Source organism: Bradyrhizobium sp. USDA 4461, from assembly GCF_054055655.1.
In genome coordinates this window covers 4,860,589-4,880,430 of sequence record NZ_JBSRXM010000001.1, presented here as the reverse complement: position 1 = coordinate 4,880,430, position 19,842 = coordinate 4,860,589, and the positions used below count along the sequence as shown (strand labels likewise).

Annotated in this window: 24 protein-coding genes, 1 pseudogene and 1 riboswitch; of the genes and pseudogenes, 21 read left to right on the top strand and 4 right to left on the bottom strand. The window is 65.3% G+C overall.

Annotated features, from left to right (window positions below; translation table 11 throughout):
• The first annotated feature begins 87 nt into the window (after positions 1-87).
• The 6 genes from ACVINW_RS22505 to thiC all read left to right on the top strand — a co-directional run bounded on the left by ACVINW_RS22505 (position 88) and on the right by thiC (position 5,762).
• Positions 88-642, top strand: coding sequence for a transglycosylase SLT domain-containing protein (locus ACVINW_RS22505; protein ID WP_456753311.1), 555 nt, complete (start codon positions 88-90; stop codon positions 640-642).
• 158 nt (positions 643-800) lie between these two features.
• Positions 801-943: riboswitch (TPP riboswitch) on the top strand.
• Complete coding sequence (locus ACVINW_RS22500; protein WP_456753310.1) at positions 931-1,944, top strand: FAD-dependent oxidoreductase; 1,014 nt, start codon at positions 931-933, stop codon at positions 1,942-1,944. It overlaps the preceding riboswitch by 13 nt.
• Before the next feature lie 7 nt (positions 1,945-1,951).
• A complete protein-coding gene (thiS, locus tag ACVINW_RS22495; protein WP_456753309.1) occupies positions 1,952-2,149 on the top strand; it encodes a sulfur carrier protein ThiS in 198 nt (65 codons plus the stop codon).
• 156 nt (positions 2,150-2,305) lie between these two features.
• Positions 2,306-3,088 carry a thiazole synthase gene (locus ACVINW_RS22490; RefSeq protein WP_456753308.1) on the top strand — a complete coding sequence of 261 codons (783 nt, stop codon included), beginning with the start codon at positions 2,306-2,308 and terminating at the stop codon, positions 3,086-3,088.
• Complete coding sequence (thiE, locus tag ACVINW_RS22485; protein WP_456753307.1) at positions 3,075-3,683, top strand: thiamine phosphate synthase; 609 nt, start codon at positions 3,075-3,077, stop codon at positions 3,681-3,683. The genes ACVINW_RS22490 and thiE overlap by 14 nt, the downstream gene beginning before the upstream one ends.
• Positions 3,684-3,863: 180 nt before the next feature.
• The gene (gene thiC, locus ACVINW_RS22480) at positions 3,864-5,762 is read left to right on the top strand and encodes a phosphomethylpyrimidine synthase ThiC (RefSeq protein ID WP_456753306.1); all 1,899 of its coding nucleotides are present in this window, start codon (positions 3,864-3,866) and stop codon (positions 5,760-5,762) included.
• Positions 5,763-6,604: 842 nt separating this feature from the next.
• Here thiC and ACVINW_RS22475 read toward each other — a convergent pair.
• Positions 6,605-8,272 (bottom strand): flavin-containing monooxygenase, encoded by a 1,668-nt coding sequence (locus ACVINW_RS22475; protein WP_456753305.1) that lies wholly within the window; start codon positions 8,270-8,272, stop codon positions 6,605-6,607.
• 157 nt (positions 8,273-8,429) lie between these two features.
• Between ACVINW_RS22475 and ACVINW_RS22470 the strand changes: the two genes are divergently transcribed.
• The 3 genes from ACVINW_RS22470 to ACVINW_RS22460 all read left to right on the top strand — a co-directional run bounded on the left by ACVINW_RS22470 (position 8,430) and on the right by ACVINW_RS22460 (position 9,966).
• A complete protein-coding gene (locus ACVINW_RS22470) occupies positions 8,430-8,825 on the top strand; it encodes a hypothetical protein (protein ID WP_456753304.1) in 396 nt (131 codons plus the stop codon).
• Between the two features lie 129 nt (positions 8,826-8,954).
• Positions 8,955-9,431 carry an NUDIX domain-containing protein gene (locus ACVINW_RS22465; RefSeq protein ID WP_456753303.1) on the top strand — a complete coding sequence of 159 codons (477 nt, stop codon included), beginning with the start codon at positions 8,955-8,957 and terminating at the stop codon, positions 9,429-9,431.
• A 25-nt stretch (positions 9,432-9,456) separates the two neighbouring features.
• Positions 9,457-9,966 (top strand): mismatch-specific DNA-glycosylase, encoded by a 510-nt coding sequence (locus tag ACVINW_RS22460; protein ID WP_456753302.1) that lies wholly within the window; start codon positions 9,457-9,459, stop codon positions 9,964-9,966.
• Between the two features lie 174 nt (positions 9,967-10,140).
• Here the strand turns inward: ACVINW_RS22460 and ACVINW_RS22455 are convergent, their stop codons facing one another.
• A complete protein-coding gene (locus ACVINW_RS22455; RefSeq protein WP_456753301.1) occupies positions 10,141-10,575 on the bottom strand; it encodes a hypothetical protein in 435 nt (144 codons plus the stop codon).
• Positions 10,576-10,772: 197 nt separating this feature from the next.
• Here ACVINW_RS22455 and ACVINW_RS22450 point away from each other — a divergent pair, with 197 nt between their 5' ends.
• From ACVINW_RS22450 to ACVINW_RS22440, 3 genes are read left to right on the top strand one after another with little or no spacing between them, the layout of a single operon-like run.
• A complete protein-coding gene (locus ACVINW_RS22450) occupies positions 10,773-11,198 on the top strand; it encodes a YeeE/YedE family protein (protein ID WP_456753300.1) in 426 nt (141 codons plus the stop codon).
• A gap of 2 nt (positions 11,199-11,200) precedes the next feature.
• Complete coding sequence (locus ACVINW_RS22445) at positions 11,201-11,665, top strand: DUF6691 family protein (RefSeq protein ID WP_456753299.1); 465 nt, start codon at positions 11,201-11,203, stop codon at positions 11,663-11,665.
• 4 nt (positions 11,666-11,669) lie between these two features.
• The gene (locus ACVINW_RS22440; RefSeq protein WP_456753298.1) at positions 11,670-12,056 is read left to right on the top strand and encodes a RidA family protein; all 387 of its coding nucleotides are present in this window, start codon (positions 11,670-11,672) and stop codon (positions 12,054-12,056) included.
• A gap of 207 nt (positions 12,057-12,263) precedes the next feature.
• On the opposite strand, the gene ACVINW_RS22435 is transcribed toward ACVINW_RS22440, so the two are convergent.
• Positions 12,264-13,025 (bottom strand): SOS response-associated peptidase, encoded by a 762-nt coding sequence (locus tag ACVINW_RS22435; protein WP_456753297.1) that lies wholly within the window; start codon positions 13,023-13,025, stop codon positions 12,264-12,266.
• 62 nt (positions 13,026-13,087) lie between these two features.
• Here ACVINW_RS22435 and ACVINW_RS22430 point away from each other — a divergent pair, with 62 nt between their 5' ends.
• From ACVINW_RS22430 to ACVINW_RS22410, 5 genes are all read left to right on the top strand, one after another.
• Entirely contained in the window at positions 13,088-13,588 is a 501-nt protein-coding gene (locus tag ACVINW_RS22430) for a hypothetical protein (RefSeq protein ID WP_456753296.1), read from the top strand.
• Positions 13,589-13,644: 56 nt separating this feature from the next.
• Positions 13,645-14,064 (top strand): NUDIX hydrolase, encoded by a 420-nt coding sequence (locus ACVINW_RS22425; RefSeq protein WP_456753295.1) that lies wholly within the window; start codon positions 13,645-13,647, stop codon positions 14,062-14,064.
• An 85-nt stretch (positions 14,065-14,149) separates the two neighbouring features.
• Entirely contained in the window at positions 14,150-14,527 is a 378-nt protein-coding gene (locus ACVINW_RS22420) for a TIGR02301 family protein (protein WP_456753294.1), read from the top strand.
• A complete protein-coding gene (locus ACVINW_RS22415) occupies positions 14,517-15,173 on the top strand; it encodes an HAD family hydrolase (protein WP_456753293.1) in 657 nt (218 codons plus the stop codon). The genes ACVINW_RS22420 and ACVINW_RS22415 overlap by 11 nt, the downstream gene beginning before the upstream one ends.
• A 155-nt stretch (positions 15,174-15,328) precedes the next feature.
• The gene (locus ACVINW_RS22410) at positions 15,329-15,598 is read left to right on the top strand and encodes a hypothetical protein (RefSeq protein ID WP_456753292.1); all 270 of its coding nucleotides are present in this window, start codon (positions 15,329-15,331) and stop codon (positions 15,596-15,598) included.
• A 6-nt stretch (positions 15,599-15,604) separates the two neighbouring features.
• Here ACVINW_RS22410 and ACVINW_RS22405 read toward each other — a convergent pair.
• A pseudogene (locus ACVINW_RS22405) lies at positions 15,605-16,940 on the bottom strand (dihydroorotase).
• 129 nt (positions 16,941-17,069) lie between these two features.
• Between ACVINW_RS22405 and ygfZ the strand changes: the two are divergent.
• From ygfZ to ACVINW_RS22385, 4 genes are all read left to right on the top strand, one after another.
• Entirely contained in the window at positions 17,070-17,951 is an 882-nt protein-coding gene (gene ygfZ, locus ACVINW_RS22400) for a CAF17-like 4Fe-4S cluster assembly/insertion protein YgfZ (protein ID WP_456753291.1), read from the top strand.
• Entirely contained in the window at positions 17,948-18,574 is a 627-nt protein-coding gene (locus ACVINW_RS22395; protein WP_456753290.1) for a DNA-3-methyladenine glycosylase I, read from the top strand. The genes ygfZ and ACVINW_RS22395 overlap by 4 nt, the downstream gene beginning before the upstream one ends.
• On the top strand, positions 18,571-19,182 hold the full coding sequence (locus ACVINW_RS22390; protein ID WP_456753289.1) for a YfbR-like 5'-deoxynucleotidase: 612 nt from the start codon (positions 18,571-18,573) through the stop codon (positions 19,180-19,182). The genes ACVINW_RS22395 and ACVINW_RS22390 overlap by 4 nt, the downstream gene beginning before the upstream one ends.
• A 121-nt stretch (positions 19,183-19,303) precedes the next feature.
• A complete protein-coding gene (locus tag ACVINW_RS22385; RefSeq protein WP_456753288.1) occupies positions 19,304-19,810 on the top strand; it encodes a tyrosine phosphatase family protein in 507 nt (168 codons plus the stop codon).
• Positions 19,811-19,842: the final 32 nt, after the last annotated feature.

Below are 19,842 nucleotides of genomic sequence, written 5' to 3'. Positions count from 1 at the left end.
CGAAGGTTTTGCCACATTCCTGCCCGTTCGCCGTACCAATGAGACCGCAGAACCGACGCGCGTTTGACCCACCCGAGCGTATCAGAGATGAAGACCGTTCAGACCTTCAGCCGCCTTGCCGTCAGCAGCCTTGCTGTCAGCAGCCTTGCCGCCGTTGCGTGGCTTGCGTCCTGCGCCGGCGCGAGTGCGCAATCGCGCGCGCAATACGAGGCGATGGTGGCGGCCGAGGCGCAGGCCAATCTGGTGCCGGAAGAGCTGGTCCATCGCGTCATCGTCCGCGAGAGCAAGTACCAGCCGCATTTGATCGGGCGCGGCGGCGCCATCGGCATGATGCAGATCAAGCTCGCGACCGCCCGCGGGGTCGGCTACACCGGTACCGCCGAAGGTCTGCGCGACGCCGCGACCAACCTCCGATACGGCGTCAGATACCTCGCCGGCGCCTATCGTGCCGCCAACGGCGATTTCGATCGAGCCGTGCGTTATTTCGCGGGCGGGTATTACTATGTCGCAAAGCGGCAGCGCGGCGGTCACCTCAAAGAGGCGATGCATGGCGCCGCCGGTGCACCGCCGAAGGAGCTCGCGAAGCAGGATCAGGTGACGGCCGATACCGCCGAGCCGAGGCCGGAACAGGCCGAAAAGTAAGCCTGTCGCGGCGCTGACGCGCTTGGCGCGGCTGCGGGCCCTCCCCGCGGCGAGATCACGCGTTCCTACGGCTGTAACCTCGTGTGAGGAGCTGCGGCACCACGGCGCGCCCGCTCGTGGCATACAAGTTGACACAGAGGCCCATCCGCCTACATTAGAGCCGTTCCGAGGGGTGCTCCGAAGGAGGAGCTGAGATACCGCAAGCTTGGGCGTCGCCGTCAGGCGATCAGTTCGGGACCGCGGTGACCCTTTGAACCTGATCCGGGTCATGCCGGCGAAGGGACAGGGATGTACCAGACGTCAAGACCGCGGGGGGATTCCCCCGTCTCCATCATCGGCGCAGGGATAGCCGGCGCCTGGCATGCGTTGTTGCTCGCAGCGGCCGGACGTGCCGTCACCCTGCATGAGCGCAGTGACGCTGGGATGACGGACTCCACAAGCCATTGGGCCGGCGGCATGCTGGCGCCGTGGTGCGAAGCGGAGGCCTCCGAGCCGGTGATCTCGCGGCTTGGCATCCGCTCGCTCGATTTGTGGCGCGACCATTTTCCGCAAACCGCGTTCAACGGCTCGCTGGTGGTGGCGCATCCGCGCGACCGCACCGATTTCGAGCGCTTCGCCCGTCTCACCACCGGCTACCGCAGGCTGGACGCGCAGGCCGTGAGTGCGCTCGAGCCGTCGCTCGAGGGCCGCTTCCGCGAGGGACTGTTCTATCCCGAGGAAGGCCATGTCGAGCCGCGCCGCGTGCTGCCGCAGCTCCATGCGGCGATCGCCAAGGCCGGCGGCACCATCAGGTTCGGCAGCGCCGTGGAAGCCGATGATCTCGACGGCCTCGTGATCGACTGCCGCGGGCTTGCCGCGCGCGACCGCGAGCCGAGCCTGCGCGGCGTCAAGGGCGAGATGATCATCATCGAGACGTCCGAGGTCGAGCTGTTGCGCCCGGTGCGGCTGATCCATCCGCGCTGGCCGCTCTACGTGATCCCGCGCGGCGACGGCCGCTTCATGCTGGGCGCGACCTCGATCGAGGCCGAGGATAACGGCGTCAGCGTGCGCTCGGCGCTGGAATTGCTCGGCGCCGCCTATGTGGTGCACCCGGCGTTCGGCGAGGCGCGCATCGTCGAATTCGGCGCCGGGCTCAGGCCCGCCTTCCCGGACAATCTGCCGAAAATCAGGATCGAGCAGGAACGCATCACGGTGAACGGACTCTACCGCCATGGCTTCCTGCTGGCGCCCGCGCTGGCCGAGCTGACGCTCGCCTATCTCGCGCGCGGCGAAATCGACAATGAGGTGATGCAATGCGTGTGATCGTCCAATGCGTGTAATTGTCAACGGCGAGCAGCGGGAGATCAACGCAGCCAGCGTCGACGCGCTCTTGGCCGAGCTCGACTACGAGGGCAGCCATTTCGCGATCGCGCTGAATTACGACGTGGTGCCGAAGAGCCGCTGGGCCGAGACGCGGCTTCAAGCCGGCGACGAGATCGAGATCATCACGCCGCGGCAGGGAGGGTGATGTGACGCGCAATCGCGCCCTTTACTCCGCCGTCATCGCCCGGCTTGACCGGGCGATCCAGTACGCCGCGGCTCCTCGGTTGACGGCAGGGCCTCTGGAATACTGGATCCCCGCATGCGCGGGGATGACGACCACATTTGAGGAGACGCCTCGAACATGGTGAACTTCTACGGCAAATCCTTCCCCTCCCGCTTGCTGATCGGCACGGCGCTGTATCCCTCGCCCGCGATCATGCAGAACGCGATCCGCGCGTCCGGCGCCAGCATCGTCACGGTGTCGCTGCGGCGCGAGGCCGCGGGCGGCAAGACCGGCGATGCGTTCTGGGCGCTGATCCGCGAGCTCGGCGTCACCGTGCTGCCGAACACCGCGGGCTGCCGCAGCGTGCGCGAAGCGGTAACGACTGCAAAGCTGGCGCGCGAATTGTTCGGCACGCCCTGGATCAAGCTCGAGGTGATCGCCGACAACGACACACTGCAGCCCGACGTGGTCGGCCTTGTCGAGGCCGCTACCATCCTGGTCAAGGACGGCTTTGAGGTGTTTCCCTACTGCACCGAAGATTTCTCGGTCGCCTCGCGCCTGGTCGAGGCCGGCTGCAAGGTGGTGATGCCGTGGGCCGCGCCGATCGGAAGTGCAAAAGGCATCACCAACCGCGATGCACTCAAACTGCTGCGCGATCGCCTGCCCGACATCACCCTGGTGGTCGACGCCGGGCTCGGCGCACCTTCGCACGCCGCCGAAGCGCTCGAGCTCGGCTATGACGCCGTGCTGCTCAACACCGCGATCGCAAAAGCCGACGATCCCGTGGCGATGGCCAATGCCTTCCGCTTCGGCGTCGAGGCCGGCCGCACCGCCTACGAAGCCGGGCTGATGCAAGCGCGCGACTTCGCCTCCCCCTCCACCCCTGTCGTTGGGACCCCGTTCTGGCATGCCGTATCCTGATCCATTCTATCCCGTCGTCGACAGCGTCCAATGGGTCGAGCGACTGACAAAACTCGGCGTCGGCACCATCCAGCTGCGCGCGAAAGAGCTCGACGATTCCGGGGCGTTGCAGATCGTCACCGACGCGCTCGTGGTGACCAGGGGCACGGGCACAAAACTCGTCGTCAACGACTACTGGCGCGCGGCGATCGTTGCCGGCGCCGAGCACCTGCATCTCGGCCAGGAAGACCTCGCGGCAGCCGACCTCGCCGAGATCCGCAAAGCCAAGCTCACGCTCGGTATCTCGACCCATGACGATGCCGAGCTCGCCACCGCGCTCGCCGCCAAGCCGGACTATGTCGCGCTCGGCCCGATCTTCTTCACGACGCTGAAATCGATGCGCTTCGCGCCGCAGGGCATTGCGAAGATCACCGAGTGGAAGAAACGGATCGGCGCCATTCCCCTTGTCGCGATCGGCGGCATCAAGTTCGAGCAATCAGCCGAGATCTTCGCCGCCGGCGCCTCGTCGATCGCCGTCGTCAGTGACGTCACCCAGAACGCGGACCCCGACGCGCGGGTGCGGCAATGGCTCGGCCTTAGCGCGGAGGCCGCGTGATGCACACTCTCGTTCCACACCCCCTGCCGTCATCGCCCGGCTTGACCGGGCGATCCAGCACGCCGCGGCTTCACCGTATCCCACCGCGGCCTCTGGAATACTGGATCCCCGCTTTCGCGGGGATGACAGCGGTACTCAACTCGCGCGCAGCGCTGCCAACGAACTAACGGAGAATCCCTCATGAACATCCGCTCCAACCCCGACACCACTCGCCCCGCCGTCACCACAGGCGCGCTGCCCGCCTCGCGCAAGATCTTCGCGACGCCCGCAAGCGCACCCGATCTCCGCGTGCCGCTGCGCGAGATCATCCTGTCGGAAGGCGCCGGCGAGCCCAACCTGCCGGTCTACGACACCTCGGGCCCCTACACCGATCCCGACGTCACGATCGACGTCAATGCCGGCCTGCCGCGCAATCGGCTGGCCTGGGTTAGGGAACGCGGCGGCGTCGAGGAGTATGAGGGCCGCACCATCAAGCCGGAGGACAACGGCAATGTCGGTGCAGCCCACGCCGCCAAGGCGTTCACCGCGCACCACACGCCGCTGCGCGGCCTCGACGGCCACAAGATCACCCAGCTCGAATTCGCCCGCGCCGGCATCATCACCAAGGAGATGATCTACGTCGCCGAACGCGAGAATCTCGGCCGCAAGCAGCAGCTCGAACGCGCCGAGGCAGCCCTTGCCGACGGTGAAAGTTTTGGCGCCGCGGTGCCTGCCTTCATCACGCCGGAATTCGTCCGCGACGAGATCGCGCGCGGCCGCGCCATCATCCCCTCCAACATCAACCATGCCGAGCTCGAGCCGATGATCATCGGCCGCAACTTCCTGACCAAGATCAACGCCAATATCGGCAACTCGGCGGTGACCTCATCAGTGGAGGAGGAGGTCGACAAGATGGTGTGGGCGATCCGCTGGGGCGCCGACACCGTGATGGACCTCTCGACCGGCCGCAACATCCACACCACCCGCGAATGGATTTTGCGCAACTCGCCGGTGCCGATCGGCACCGTTCCGATCTATCAGGCGCTGGAGAAGTGCGACGGCGATCCCGTCAAGCTGACCTGGGAGCTCTACAAGGACACCCTGATCGAGCAGTGCGAACAGGGCGTCGACTATTTCACGATCCATGCCGGCGTGCGCCTCGCCTATATCCACCTCACCGCCAACCGCGTCACCGGCATCGTGTCGCGCGGCGGCTCGATCATGGCGAAGTGGTGCCTCGCGCATCACAAGGAGAGCTTCCTCTACACCCATTTCGACGAGATCTGCGACCTGATGCGGAAATACGATGTCTCGTTCTCGCTCGGCGACGGCCTGCGCCCGGGCTCGATCGCCGACGCCAACGACCGCGCCCAGTTCGCCGAACTGGAGACGCTCGGCGAGTTGACGAAGATCGCGTGGGACAAGGGCTGCCAGGTCATGATCGAGGGCCCCGGCCACGTGCCGATGCACAAGATCAAGATCAACATGGACAAGCAGCTCAAGGAATGCGGCGAGGCGCCGTTCTACACCCTCGGGCCGCTGACCACCGACATCGCGCCGGGCTATGACCACATCACCTCGGGCATCGGTGCCGCGATGATCGGCTGGTTCGGCTGCGCCATGCTCTGCTATGTCACGCCGAAGGAGCATCTCGGCCTGCCCGATCGCAACGACGTCAAGGTCGGCGTCATCACCTACAAGATCGCGGCCCACGCCTCAGACCTCGCCAAGGGCCACCCCGCTGCACAACTCCGCGACGACGCGCTGTCACGTGCTCGCTTCGACTTCCGCTGGCAGGACCAGTTCAACCTCGGCCTCGACCCCGAGACCGCGAAGAACTTCCACGACGAGACCCTGCCGAAGGAAGCCCACAAGGTCGCGCATTTCTGTTCGATGTGCGGCCCGAAATTCTGCTCGATGAAGATCACCCAGGACGTCCGCGACTACGCCGCGACGCTCAACGACCCGACCGGCGTCGGAGCGTCGATGTCAGGCACCATCGAGGACGGCATGGCGACGATGAGCGCCAAGTTCAAGGAGATGGGCGAGAACCTGTATCTCGACGCGGACAAAGTGAAGGAGAGCAATCGGGTGTTGTGAGGCTTCGACCTCACCGCTCGTCATGCCCGGGCCTGACCCGGGCATCCATCTGCGAATGAGAAGCCGGGCGAAAGCCCGGCTTTTTTGTCAATGGAGCCTGGATGCGAAGCGACATCCTGGATTCCTATTCGCCCCACGTACCACTGCAGCATGCAGGCCAAATGCTACCGCGCCTCATCTTGGAACGGTCGCAGACTACAATTCATGCGGTAAAGCTTCCAAGATCTAATCGTAAGAAACGAAAAGGCGAGAAACATCACGAATACAATCGCACCAACGACCTGATTTTCGTAAAGATAGCAAAGGAGCGCTATGCCGAGCGCAGCGAAGCAAGAGCCCACTTGGGATTGCACATAGTCTGCCTGCGTCGGCAAAGGCGTCGTTGGCCTAAGAATGTACTCCGAAAAGGCAAACTTCGAATTCAACCCATCCTGAAATTGCGAAGGCAACACGTCAATGAGCGCGACGTAAGCTGTCTGGAATTTGTAAGCTGACCAGAGGACCGCAATAGTCGTCGCAATTGCCAGAATCGGGACAACAATCATCTTGCTCCGCCTTGCTAACGCTCGTTAGCCGATTTTGGTGTCTCAGCTTCTGGCTGCGACGTCAGTCAGCGACCCGGTCAAGTTAAGCTTGGTGCTGGGCATTGCGACAGAGCTTACTGCGACCGAGTTGCATAAACCACTATGGTAGGCGGGCACGATGGGAGGGCTCTCTCCCCCCCTTGCGGGGGAGAGTTGGAGAGAGGGGTACCACGGACGCCGGCGTATGCCCCTCTCGCTAGCCCGCCCCCGCAAGGGGGGGGAACCCATCTGCCGATGCTTCCCTTACGAACAATGACACTACGCAGACGCGCTAAGCGCTGTCTGCGCGCCGTGCCTCGCCCCCGTGCCAAACTCAATCTCCTGATACCCCTTCTCCGCCACGCCGTTGATGATCCCCAAGAACTTCGGCGTGCCACCGTTGTAGACGAAGTACCGCACCGTCCCCTCTTCATGCCCCGGGACGTTGGAGTTGTAGCCGGTGAACCAGCCCTTGGCTTTGCGCATCAGCATGATCTCGTACATCTTGACGACATGCGCGGTCCAGCGCTCTTGCGCTTCCAGCGTGGCGTCGGCGCGGGTCAGGCCGCGGTCCCACATGTATTGCAGCAGATTGGTGCACCAGTTGACGCCGTTCTCGATGCCGCGCGGGAAGTTCGTCGAAGCCGACGCGCTTTGCGGGCCGGTCGGCATCAAGAGGTTCGGGAAGCCGTGCACGAGCATGCCGAGGAAGGTCGACGGCGCGTGCTTCCATTTGTCGGCGAGCTTCTCGCCGCCGGCGCCGCGGATATCGATCAGGTCGTAGGCGCCGGTGATGGCGTCGAATCCGGTGGCGTAGACGATGATGTCGAAGGCATAGTCGCGCGCCGTGGTGCGCAAACCGGTCTCGGTGACGCGGACCAGCGGCGTCTCGGAGAGGTCGACGAGGTGGACGTTGTCGCGGTTATAGGCCTCGAAATAGCGGGTCTCCAGCGGCAGGCGCTGCACGCCGAAGCCGTGATCCCGCGGGATCAGCTTCTCCGCGACCTTCGGATCGTTGACGCGCTGGCGGATGCGGCCTGCGATGTACTCGGACAATTCCGCATTGGCGGCTTCATCCATGAAAATCTCGCGGAAATTCGCGAGCCAGATGCCGAAGCCGGGCTCGTCGTAGAGCTTGTCCCACAGCTTCAGCCGCTCCTCGCGGCTCACCTCGTAGAAGCCGCGCTTGTCGGGGCCATGGACGAAACTGCCCGGCGTCAGCGCGCAGGCGGCGAAGATCTCGTCGTAGCGGGCGCGGATGTCGGCCATCTCCGCTTCCGAGATCGCAGAGTTGTTGAGCGGCGCGCTCCAGTTCGGCCGGCGCTGGAACACGGTGAGCTGGCCGACCTTGTCGGCGATCTCGCCGATCACCTGAATGCCGGTGGCGCCGGTGCCGATCACGGCGACCTTCTTGCCGGCGAGATCGACCGGCTCGTGCGGCCAATAGTAAGTGTGGAAAGAAAGTCCCTTGAAGTCCTCGATCCCGGGCAACCGCGGCATGGTCGGCGCCGACAGCAGCCCGATCGCGAGCACCACGAAGCGGCAGGTCAGCTCGCGGCCGTCACTGATCCTCAATCGCCAGAGATCGCGCGTCTCGTCGAAGACCATGGTCTCGACCTTGCGGTTGAACTGCATGTGCTGGCGCAGGTCGAACTTGTCGGCGACGTAGTGGAGGTAGCGCAGATTTTCGGGCTGGCCGGAGAAGCGCTCCTTCCAGTGCCATTCGTCGAGCAGCTCGCGCGAGAACGAGAAGCCGTAGGTATAGCTCTCCGAGTCGAAACGGCAGCCGGGATAGCGGTTCCAGTACCAGGTGCCGCCGAGATCGGGCGCGGCTTCCAGCACGGTGGCATCGATGCCGAGATCGGCGAGCCGCTTGATCTGGTAGATGCCCGCGACGCCGGCGCCGACCACGATCACCTCGAAATGGGTTTTCGCCTCTCCCGTCATGGATCGCTCCAATAGTCTTCTTGATCTGTTTGAAGGGATTACAGACCGTTTTGCCTGTGCAGGCAACCGCGACGCGGCGCATGCGACTTGCGTTGAGACGCTGCAAGCGCCACATCGATCCCTGCCTTTCAACGCGCGGGAAATTCGGACGAGCGACATGGACGACAACCTCACCGGCGTCTGGGACGGCAGCTATGTGCAGCCGAGCGGCATGGTCACGTTCCTGGCGACGCTGATCGACGCCGGCGGCGCGCTCGGCGGCAGCGTGACCGAACCTTGCGTCGCGCCGGGCTGCCCGATCAGCACCCACAACGCTTCGCTGTCCGGTCACCGCTCCGGCAGCGCTGTCACGTTCGTCAAGCGCTACGAGCCGGCTGGTTACGGCTATGACACCGTCCACTATGAAGGCGCGGTCAATGCCGACGCGACCGAGATCGACGGTCGCTGGAGCATCCGCGGCACGGCGTTCTCGGGACGGTTCCTGATGGTGCGTGCGACCGGGCCGGCGCAGGCGGTCGCGGCCGAGGACGAGATCAAGGAGCCGGTGCGTTAAAGCGCGATGAGATTTGGTTGAATCGTTATCGCGCTTTAGCTTCTCTGTTTGAGCATGATCTTTTCGGAAAACCGCTTCGCACTTTTCCGGATCATGCTTTGGCATCGCGGCAAGCTTGCAGGATCGATCATGCCCCAGCGCAGCGCCGGTCTCCTGATGTTTCGCCGCAGGCACGGCCTCGAGGTGCTGCTGGTGCATCCCGGCGGCCCGTTCTGGGCGAGGAAGGACGACGGCGCATGGTCCACCCCCAAGGGCCTCCACGAGGAAGGCGAAGATCCGCTGATCGCCGCGCAACGCGAATTCGAGGAGGAAACGGGACAGCGGCCGGTCGGCACCTTCATCGCGCTTGGCAGCTTCAGGCAGCCCAGCGGCAAGCATGTCAGCGCCTGGGCCTTCGAAGGCGACTTCGACCTTGCGGCGTTCAGGAGCAACACCTTCAAAATGGAGTGGCCGCCACGGTCGGGCCGGCTGGCGGAGTTTCCCGAGGCGGATCGCGCCGGCTGGTTTGCGTTGAACGAGGCGTTCAGAAAAATCACCAGGGGGCAGCTTGCGCTGTTGCATAGCCTGGTCGAGAAGCTGGGTTTGCCGAAGGACGAGTTCGACTAAGCAAGGCCACTGGTACCGCGCTGCGATGCCCGACAGCAATCTTCACCGCCTCCCCGACCAGCTCCGCGCCGATCTGCGCCTGGTGTTCGTCGGCACCGCGGCGAGCACGCGCTCGGCCGCAGTCGGACATTACTACGCGCATCCCGGCAACCGGTTCTGGCGCGCGCTGCATGAGGCGGGAATCACGCCGCGGCGTTATCGGCCGGACGAGTTCGCGGCTTTGCTCGCACTCGGCATCGGCTTCACCGATCTCTGCAAGACCGGCGCCGGGATGGATCATGAGATCGCGCGGGACGCGTTCGATGTGATCGGCTTCAGGACGAAGATCGAGACATATCGGCCGAAGACCATCGCCTTCACCAGCAGAAAGGCGGCGAGCCTGTTTTATGGCAAACCGACCAGCGCGCTTGCGCTCGGGAGGCAGCCGGCGATGAATGGATTTCCCGATGTGTTCGTGCTGCCGTCGCCATCGGGCGCGGCGTCCGGCCATTGGAGCTTGCAGCCGTGGCGCGAACTCGCCGAATGGATCGCGTAGATATCCGGATGGAACGGCGCAGACTTCTCCGTCATTCCCCGGTGCGCAATTGCGCACCTGAGGGCGCGCCGCTTGGCGCGAGCCCGGAATCCATTGGGCTGCACAGTTAGTGGATGAATGGATTCCGGGCTCTCGCTCCGCGAGCCCCGGAATGACGAAGCGGCGGGCGGCGTCCTACTCCTTCAACGTGATCGCCAACCCGCTGAGATCGACATTGGCCATCAGGCCGACCTGCTTGCCGCTCAGTTCGAGCACCGCGCCGTTCTGGTTGGTGAGCAGGATGCCGCGCATCCCGGCGCCGAGCGCGACGCCCACGCCGGCCGCGGCATAGACGCCGGCGATATCCTGGGCGCGGCGGATGTTGCGCACCCGGCCCTGCAACGTGGTCTGCGAGCCGCCGAACACGAGGCCGTAGTCCAGCCCGCCGGCCGTGAGCCCGTAAGTCTGGCCGTGGAAGGTCAGGACGCCCTTGCCGGCGGAGCCGCCGAACACCCAGCCGCCCTTGAAGATGACGAGCGTCACCGCGCCCTCGTCGGCCAGCGCAGCGGACGATCCGGTGAGCAGCGCCAGCGCGAACAGCACGGCGCGGGCAGCGGATGACAATCTCATGGGGAGTTCTCCAGATCGAATCGCGGCAATCCGACCGGGCGGCGGCACGTCGAAATGCCTGCAAAACACGCGGGATTGCGCTTGTTCATGTTCGCGCGGAGTCTATCATCGCCCTTATAGTCGCGCGACCATTGGCGCATATGCGGCCACCGCTTTGCGCCATCGCTGAGGAGTTTGCGCAACAGGGACCCGCACCGATGCACAATTTTACCCCAGTTTCCGGCCTTGCCGGCGGCGCGCTGATCGGGCTTGCCGCGGCGCTCCTGATGCTGCTGACCGGACGAATCGCGGGGGTTACCGGCATCGCCGGCGGCCTGCTCCAGCCCGATACCAGCGATCGGGGCTGGCGCATCGCATTCATCGCCGGGCTGATCGCGGCACCGCTGGTCGCGGCCCTGTTCGGCGCGCCGCTGCCGCGGCCGGCGATGAACGGAAGCCTCGCAGTGATCGCGATCGCGGGCCTCCTGGTCGGGTTCGGCACCCGCATGGGCAACGGCTGCACCTCGGGCCACGGCGTCTGCGGCTTCGCGCGGCTGTCCGGCCGCTCGATCGCGGCGACGTTCATCTTCATGACGGCGGCGATCGCAACCGTTGCGATCACAAGACATGTGATAGGAGGCTAGCCATGCCGGTTCTCGCAAGCTTCGCGTGCGGCCTGATCTTCGGCGCGGGCCTTCTGATCTCCGGCATGACCGATCCGCAGAAGGTGCTCGGCTTCCTCGACCTGTTCGGCGCCTGGGATGCGACGCTCGTCTTCGTGATGGCGGGCGCGGTTGCGGTGGCCGCCACAGGCTTTGCGATCGCGCGGCAGCGCACCGCGCCCGCCTTGTCAGCGCGCTTCGTCTGGCCCGACCGCAACGACATCGATGCGCCGCTGGTCGGCGGTGCCGTGCTGTTCGGCATCGGCTGGGGCCTCGCCGGCATCTGCCCCGGGCCGGCACTTGTCAATCTCGCCGGGCTGTCGCTGCCGATCGTGGTGTTCGTCGTCGCGATGCTGGCCGGCATGTTCGGCAACGAGGTCTGGCGCCGGCGGGCGGCCGCGCCGCACATCATCGAAACCTCTCCCCTTCCATCTCGCGCAGACGGGTGACCTCATGACAGAGATCAAGCACTTCCCTCCTCCGCCCGGCGTCCAGGCGCCGCCGCTCTCGTTCGGCGCCCGCGTCGGCGATTTGCTGTTCATATCCGGCATTCCCGGCTTCGACGCCAACCGCGAGCTGCCCGACAGCTTCGAGGCGCAGTTCGCCAATGTCGTCACCAATTTCAAGCGCGTGCTGACCGAGGCGGGCGCGACGACGCGCGATCTCGTCAAGGTCAACGTGCTGCTGACCCGCGCCAGCGACGTCGCCGCGATGAACGCACTCTATGCCGGCGCATTCGGCCCCGCGCCGTATCCCGCGCGCACCACCTGCGTGGTGGTGGCGCTACCCAATCCGAAGATGCTGATCGAGATCGAGGGCGTGGCGCACGTGAAGGGGTAGCCACCTCACCCGTCATTCCGTCGCTCGCGAAGCGAGAACCCGGAATCCATCATGCCGCAGGGCCTGTGGAGCAATGGATTCCGGGCTCTCGCTTCGCGCGCCCCGGAATGACGACGGAGAGTATCGGGCGCCTGCGTTCGCCAGGACGACGATGTGGAGAAAACGTGCGTGAAACTCCAAATCGCACGGCGCTGCCTCAGCCAGCCGCTAGAACAACGACCCCTGCCCGTCATCCTCACGCACAGCCGCCTTCCTTGGCGCGGCCTTCTTCGCTGCCGGTGCGTCCTCCGCCGCGATCTCTTCCGCGGTCATCGGCAGCAGCAATTGCGCGTCGTCGTTGGCAACCGCGTTGACCCGCATCGTGACCTGGTGCCAAGCGAATTCGCCGACGTCAGGTCCCTTCAGCATCGGCATCACGTCGTCGACATCGTTGGGCAGGCAGTCGAGCCAGCGCGCGAACTGCTCGGGGCGGATCGTGACCGGGACGCGGTGATGCAGCTGCGCGAGGTCGGCGCTCGCCGGCGCGGTGACGATCGCGACCGTGTCCTGCTCCTCTCCGTTCGGCCCCATCCAGGTCTCGGCAAGGGCTGCGAAGGCCGTCGGATGGCCGTCGCGGCGATGGATGAAGAACGGCCGCTTGCGGCCGCCGGCATCGTGCCACTCGTAATAGCCATCGGCCGGGATCAGCGCGCGGCGCCGCTTGATCGCATTCTTGAAGGCGGGCTTCTCCCGCACGGTCTCGGAGCGGGCGTTGATCAACAGCGAGAAGGTTCTGGGGTCCTTGACCCAGGACGGGATCAGGCCCCAGCGCATCAATTGAAAATGCCGGCCGCCATTCTGCAGCAGCACCACCGGGATCGGCTGGGTCGGCGCAATATTATACCGTGGCGGAAAATTCGGCTGCTCGATATAGCCGAACATCTCCCGCAAGGCCGCCGGCGGCGAGGTTATGACAAAGCGTCCGCACATATTCCGTCCAGAGTGGTATCCGTTTATTCTGCCTTAACTTGGAGCGTTAAAGACTGCGATCAATGACCTCAACGGCCGCCATAGCGGGCTCTTCCCCGCGACCGACGTACCCCGACGAGGCGCGGGCGGCGCAATTGCGCGCTGCCAACATCAATCCCCGCACCGGGCTTGCGACCGACTACCTCAATCACTTCAACGAAGCCATCATGCTTCTGGAGATGGTGCCGGACCTGCCGGAATGCGCCGACGATTTCCTGGAATGGCAGCCGCTGTCCTATGCCGAGCATTTCACCGCGTCCAATTTCAAGGCGCGTGACCTCGCGATCGAGGCCTATGAGATGGCGAACGCCGGTATCCGGGCGGAATTCGACCAGCTCACCGACAGCATGACCAGGATCCTGACCGAGGTCGGTGCCGCGATGCGGCAGTTGCAGCAGGACAAGAGCCGGGTCGCGCTCGCCGAGCAGGCCATCGTCTGGGTCAAGCCGCTGGTGATGCAGACCGCCGGCGTCATCAACGGCGCCGCAGAGGCCGATGTCGATCGGATCATGGCGGGCGCCTGAGATATCGGGCTATATGCCTCCACGTTTCCGGATCATGCTCAAAACCGGTTGTTGCCTTGACCTCTTCCGAACCTCCGATCCGCCCGCAGCTCGCCGTATCCGGCGTGATCTTCCGTGACGGCAAGGTGCTGCTGGTGCGCCGCGCCCGCTCGCCCGGCAAGGGCTTCTATTCGCTGCCCGGCGGCCGGGTCGAGTTCGGCGAGACGCTGCACACCGCGCTGCACCGGGAGATCGACGAGGAGACCGGTCTTAGGGTCGAGATCCTGGGGCTTGCCGGCTGGCGCGAGGTGCTGCCGACCGGCCCCGGCACCGGGCATTATTTGATCATGACCTTCGCAGCGCGCTGGGCCTCCCGCGAGCCCGTACTGAACGACGAGCATGACGATTTCAAATGGCTGGCCCCGGAGCAGATCGGCGACCTCAAGGTGACCGGCAGCCTCCACGAGGTCATTGCGACCGCCCGGCGGCTGGTTTGATGGCCTTTTCGGGCGCTTTGGAGCGCCCTGCCGCCTTGCCTCGGGCGCATTGAGGGGGCATACCACGGCCATTCCGGAACCCCTGATGATCAGAGCCTTTCTCGCCGTTGTGATCCTGATGTCGGCATGCCTTGCGACGCCCGCCCGGGCGCAGGACGCGGCTGCGCCGTTCGACGGCGACCTGCAGCGGCTGGCCGAGATCCTCGGCGCCCTGCACTATCTGCGCAGCATCTGCAACGCCAATGAGGGCGCCAAATGGCGCAACGAGATGCAGGCGCTGATCGACGCGGAGACCCCGTCCGGCGACCGCCGCGCCCGGATGATCGCCGGCTTCAACCGCGGCTATAACGGCTTCCAGCAGACCTACCGGACCTGCACGCCCGCCGCCACGGTAGCGATCCGCCGCTACATCGAGGAAGGCTCGAAGATCTCGCGCGACCTGACGGCCCGTTATGCCAACTGACCGCGCGATCTTCTTCGACCTCGACGGCACCCTGACCGACCCGAAGCCCGGCATCACCGGTTCGATCCAGTATGCGCTGGAAAAGCTCGGCCGCCCGGTTCCGTCGCAGGATGAATTGACCTGGTGCATCGGGCCGCCGCTCCGTGCGAGCTTTGTGATGCTGCTCGGCGGCGAAGAGCTCGCCGACCGCGCGGTCGAGCTCTACCGCGAGCGGTTCGGCGATGTCGGGCTGTTCGAGAACGCGGTCTATCCTGACATCGCCGAGGTGCTGGCGGAGTTGCGCGGACGGCCCGGCCGCATGTTCGTGGCAACCTCGAAGCCGCACGTGTTCGCGACCCGGATCGTCGCCCATTTCGGGCTCAACCTCCATTTCGACCACGTGTTCGGTTCGGAGTTCGATGGAACCCGGGTCAACAAGGTCGACCTGCTCGCCTACGCGCTGAAACAGACCGGGGCCGATCCGGCCAAGGCCGTGATGATCGGCGACCGCAGCCACGACGTGATCGGGGCGAATCGCAACGGCATCCGCGCCGTCGGCGTCACCTATGGCTACGGCACGGCCGAGGAGCTGACCGCGGCCGGCGCCAGCCACCTCTGCGCCTCGCCACGCGCGCTGCTGGACCATATCCACAGCTCATTCGGCTGAGGGCGGCGGGAATGGCCGGAATTCCCCTTTAAATGCCGTAACGCCCGTTAACCTTTTCGAAAGAAGTGGCCTTGGCGGTACCCGCATGCGTGATACACCTCACGGGTCGCAGTGGTTCGGTCCTCGGACCGCGCGCATTCATTTTGCAGAGTTTCATGCGCCATCCAGCGTCCTTCCCCCATCATCAAGACGACCCGCGTCCCGACCACGAGCAGAAGCAGGCAGCACTGGGCTATTTGAACGAGGCCTGGGCGGAAGCGCGTCACGATGGCGTCGATGGCGACTGCCTCGCGCAGGCGAGCCTGTTTGCGGCGCTGGCCGAGCTCGTCACGACCTATGGCGAGGACGCGGTGGCAAAATTCGCCGAAGGCCTCCCCGCACGGGTGCGCAACGGCGAATTCTCGCTGGCATTGGCCCGGCAGTAAAACCCGCTACGGTTTGAGCGTCTCCAGGAACCGGACCGGCTCGCCGGTGGACGGCGTGGTCACCTCGCCCTGCCACATCACCCGCTTGCCGCGCACGAAGGTGCCGACCGGCCAGCCCTGCACCCGCACGCCGTCATAGGGCGTCCAGGCCGCGCGCGAGGCGATCCATTTGTTGGTGATGGTCTCGCTACGCTTGAGATCGACGATGGTGAAGTCGGCATCGTAGCCCGCCGCGATGCGGCCCTTGCAGGCGATGTTGTAGAGGCGCGCCGGACCCGCGCTGGTGAGGGTCGACGAACCGGGCCAGCGACAGCCGCCCGGCGTTGACGTGATCGAGCATCAGCGGCACCAGCGTCTGCACGCCGGTCATGCCCGACGGGGAGGCCGGATAGGTCTTCTGCTTCTCCTCCAGCGTATGCGGCGCGTGATCCGAGCCGAGCACGTCGATGATGCCCTGCTCGATGCCGTACCAGATGCCGGCGCGATGGTCGGCCGAGCGCACCGGCGGGTTCATCTGGGCCAGCGTGCCCAGCCGCTCATAGCACTCGGGCGCGGCCATGGTGAGATGATGCGGCGTCGCCTCGCAGGAGGCGACATCCTTGTGGTCGCGCAGATACAAGATCTCTTCCTTGGTCGAGATATGCAGCACATGAATGCGCTTGCCGGTCTCGCGCGCAAGATTGACCAGCCGCTCGGTCGCCATCAGCGCTGCGGTCTCGTCGCGCCACACCGGATGCGAGCGCGGATCGCCCTCGATCCGCAGCGGCTTGCGCTCGTTGAGGCGGTATTCGTCCTCGGCGTGGAACGCGGCGCGGCGCTTGATCACCTGGAAGATCCGCCGCAGGCTCTCGTCGTCCTCGACCAGAAGCGCGCCGGTGGAGGAGCCGATGAACACCTTGACGCCGGCGCAGCCCAGCGCGCGCTCGAACTCCGGCAGGTCCTGCACGTTCTCGCGGGTGCCGCCGATGAAGAACGCGAAATCGCAATGCATGCGATGATGCGCGCGCTTGATCTTGTCGGTGAACGCCGCCTCGGTGACGGTCAGCGGATTGGTGTTCGGCATCTCGAACACGGCGGTGACCCCACCCATCACGGCGCTGCGCGAGCCGGTCTCGAGATCTTCCTTCTGCGTCAGCCCGGGCTCGCGGAAATGCACCTGGGTGTCCATCACGCCGGGCAGGATGTGCAGGCCTTTGCAGTCGATCACCTCGCCGGCCGAGGCCTGGCCGAGCGAGCCGATCGCGGCGATACGGCCACCCGCGATACCGACATCGCGGACGCCCTCGCCGTCCTGATTGACCACGGTGCCGGATTTTAGAATGGTGTCAAAATGCTGATTCATCGGTCCTCGGCGCCCGCTTTCGGATGTCGCGCGGGCCTTGTTCGGCGCACTCTAGCGCCTTAGCTTGGCAGGGGATATCCGCAGCCTGCGCGTTTCCCAAGGAACTTGGAAAAAGAGCCAATTTTGCGAATGAAAGCAGCGTTTCTTCCAGATCGGGGCGTGATCAAGGTCTCTGGCGAGGACGCCCGCAACTTCCTCAACGGCCTCATTACGACCGACGTCGAACAGTTGCGGCCGGGTCAGGCCCGGTTCGGCGCGCTGCTGACGCCGCAGGGCAAGATCATCGTCGATTTCCTGATCACCGAGATACCCGCAGGCCATGGCGGAGGCTTCCTGATCGACGCACCGCGTGCGCTCGCCAAGGGGCTCGCCGACAAGCTCGGCTTCTACAAGCTGCGCGCCAAGGTCGTGGTCGAGAACCTCTCCGACAGCCTCGGCGTGCTGGCCGCCTGGGATGGCGAGCCGGCGGCGACCCCCGATCTTGCCTTCGCCGATCCGCGCAACCCAGCGCTCGGCTGGCGCATCCTGATCCCGGAAGAGTTGAAGCAGAAACTCGCCGATCTGATCGGCGCCGATCTCGTCGACTCCAGCGCCTATGAGGCGCATCGGATCGCAAGCGGCGTGCCGCGCGGCGGGCTCGACTTCATGTATGGCGACGCCTTCCCGCACGAGACCAACATGGACCGACTCAACGGCGTCGATTTCGACAAGGGCTGCTATGTCGGCCAGGAGGTGGTGTCGCGCATGCAGCACCGCGGCACGGCGCGCACCCGCACGGTGAAGATCATTCTCGATGGCCCCTCGCCCGAAGCCGGCGCAACGATCCTGGCCGGCGACAAGCAGGTCGGCACCATCGGCTCGACCGCGGGCGATAAAGGCCTCGCGCTGGTGCGCATCGATCGCGTCGCCGATGCGCTCGACGCCGGCCTGGCGCTGACCGCGGGCGGCCTGTCGCTCCACCTCGCCGACCCCAGCGTTGTCCGCATCACACCCAAGCAGACCGTCGCATGAGCCGTACCGCGCAACTGCATCCCGACGGCAAGACGCGATGTCCGTGGCCGGGCGACGATGCGTTCTACGTCGCCTATCACGACAATGAATGGGGCGTGCCGGAATATGACGACCGCGCGCTCTATGAAAAGCTGATCCTCGACGGTTTCCAGGCCGGCCTGTCCTGGATCACGATCCTGCGCAAGCGCGACAATTTCCGCAAAGCCTTCGACGATTTCCAGCCCGAGAAGATCGCGCGCTACACCGACAAGAAGGTGCATGCGCTGATGAACGACGCCGGCATCGTGCGCAACCGCGCCAAGATCGAAGGCACGATCGCGAGCGCCAAGTCGTATCTCGAGATCATGGAGAAGGGCCCCGGCTTCTCGAAATTCCTGTGGGATTTCGTCGACGGCAAGCCGAGGGTCAACCAGTTCAAGACCACCGCGAGCGTGCCGGCCTCGACGCCGATCTCGGTCAAGGTCTCCAAGGAGCTCGGCGCGCGCGGCTTCAAATTCGTCGGCCCGACCATCGTCTACGCCTTCATGCAGGCGACCGGCATGGTCAACGATCATCTCGTCACCTGCTTCTGCCACGAGGCTTGCAGCGGCAAGCTCCGCAGCCCGCGGCTCAAGAAGACATGACGGCACGCAGATCGACGGAGGCCAGCCGCGCCTGGCAACGGATGTTGTCCGGACGCCGGCTCGACCTGCTCGATCCGTCGCCGCTCGATATCGAGATCGTCGACATCGCGCATGGACTGGCGCGCGTCGCACGCTGGAACGGCCAAACCTCGGGCGCGCACATCTTCTCGGTGGCGCAGCACACGCTGCTGGTCGAGGCCGTGATGCGCCAGCAGATGCCGCGCGTCGACATCCGCCATCGGCTCGCCGCGCTGCTGCATGACGCACCGGAATATGTCATCGGCGACATGATCTCGCCGTTCAAGGCGGTGCTTGCGGGCGAATACAAGGCGGTGGAGAAGCGGCTGCTGTCGGCGATCCACATCCGCTTCGGCCTGCCTGCGGTGCTGGCGGACGAGATCACCCAGCAGATCAAGGCCGCCGATCGCGGCGCCGCCTATCTGGAGGCGACGCATCTGGCGGGATTTTCGCAAGCCGAAGCCAAGCGGCTGTTCGGCCGCGATCCGGAGTTGCCTGAAGCGACCGAGCGCGACTATCTGACGCCATGGACCGCTGCGCGGGCCGAAAAGCAGTTCCTCGAACGCTTCAAGGCCTTACACGCGCCTTAGGCAGCACAGCAAGACCTGCCGCGGTTGCGCCGCAAAACGAACAATCCGGCATCACGCCGTCCGCCTTTGCCCGTCCGCAAGCAGCCGTTATAATCACGGCACCCGACGGCTAAGGACCATCATGCTTCACGTCTGCTCGCTTGCCGCGCTCTCCGACACGGTTCGTGCCACCGGCGCCAGCCATGTGCTGACGGTGATGGCCAATGTCGATCAGGTGCAGCGGCCGCCCTCCGTGCTTCCGGACAACCACCTGAAGGTGTCGATGGACGACATCGTCGAACGCATGGACGGCTTCGTCGCGCCGAACGAGACGCATATCGAACGGGTGCTGAGCTTCGTGCGCGGCTGGGATCGCCGCGCACCGATGGTGGTGCATTGCTACGCCGGCATCAGCCGCTCGACCGCGAGCGCATTCGCCACCGTCTGCGCGCTCAATCCGCACCGCGACGAGATGTCGATCGCCCGGCTGATCCGCGCGGCCTCGCCGATCGCGGCGCCCAACCGGCTGATCGTCAGCCTCGCCGACAAGGCGCTGGGCCGCGAGGGCCGGATGCTGCGCGCGCTCGATGCGATCGGCCCCGGCAGCATGAGCGTCGAAGGCCGGCCCTTCCGCATCGATCTCGAATAGCACGGCCCGCACGCCCGATCGCTTGAACTTCC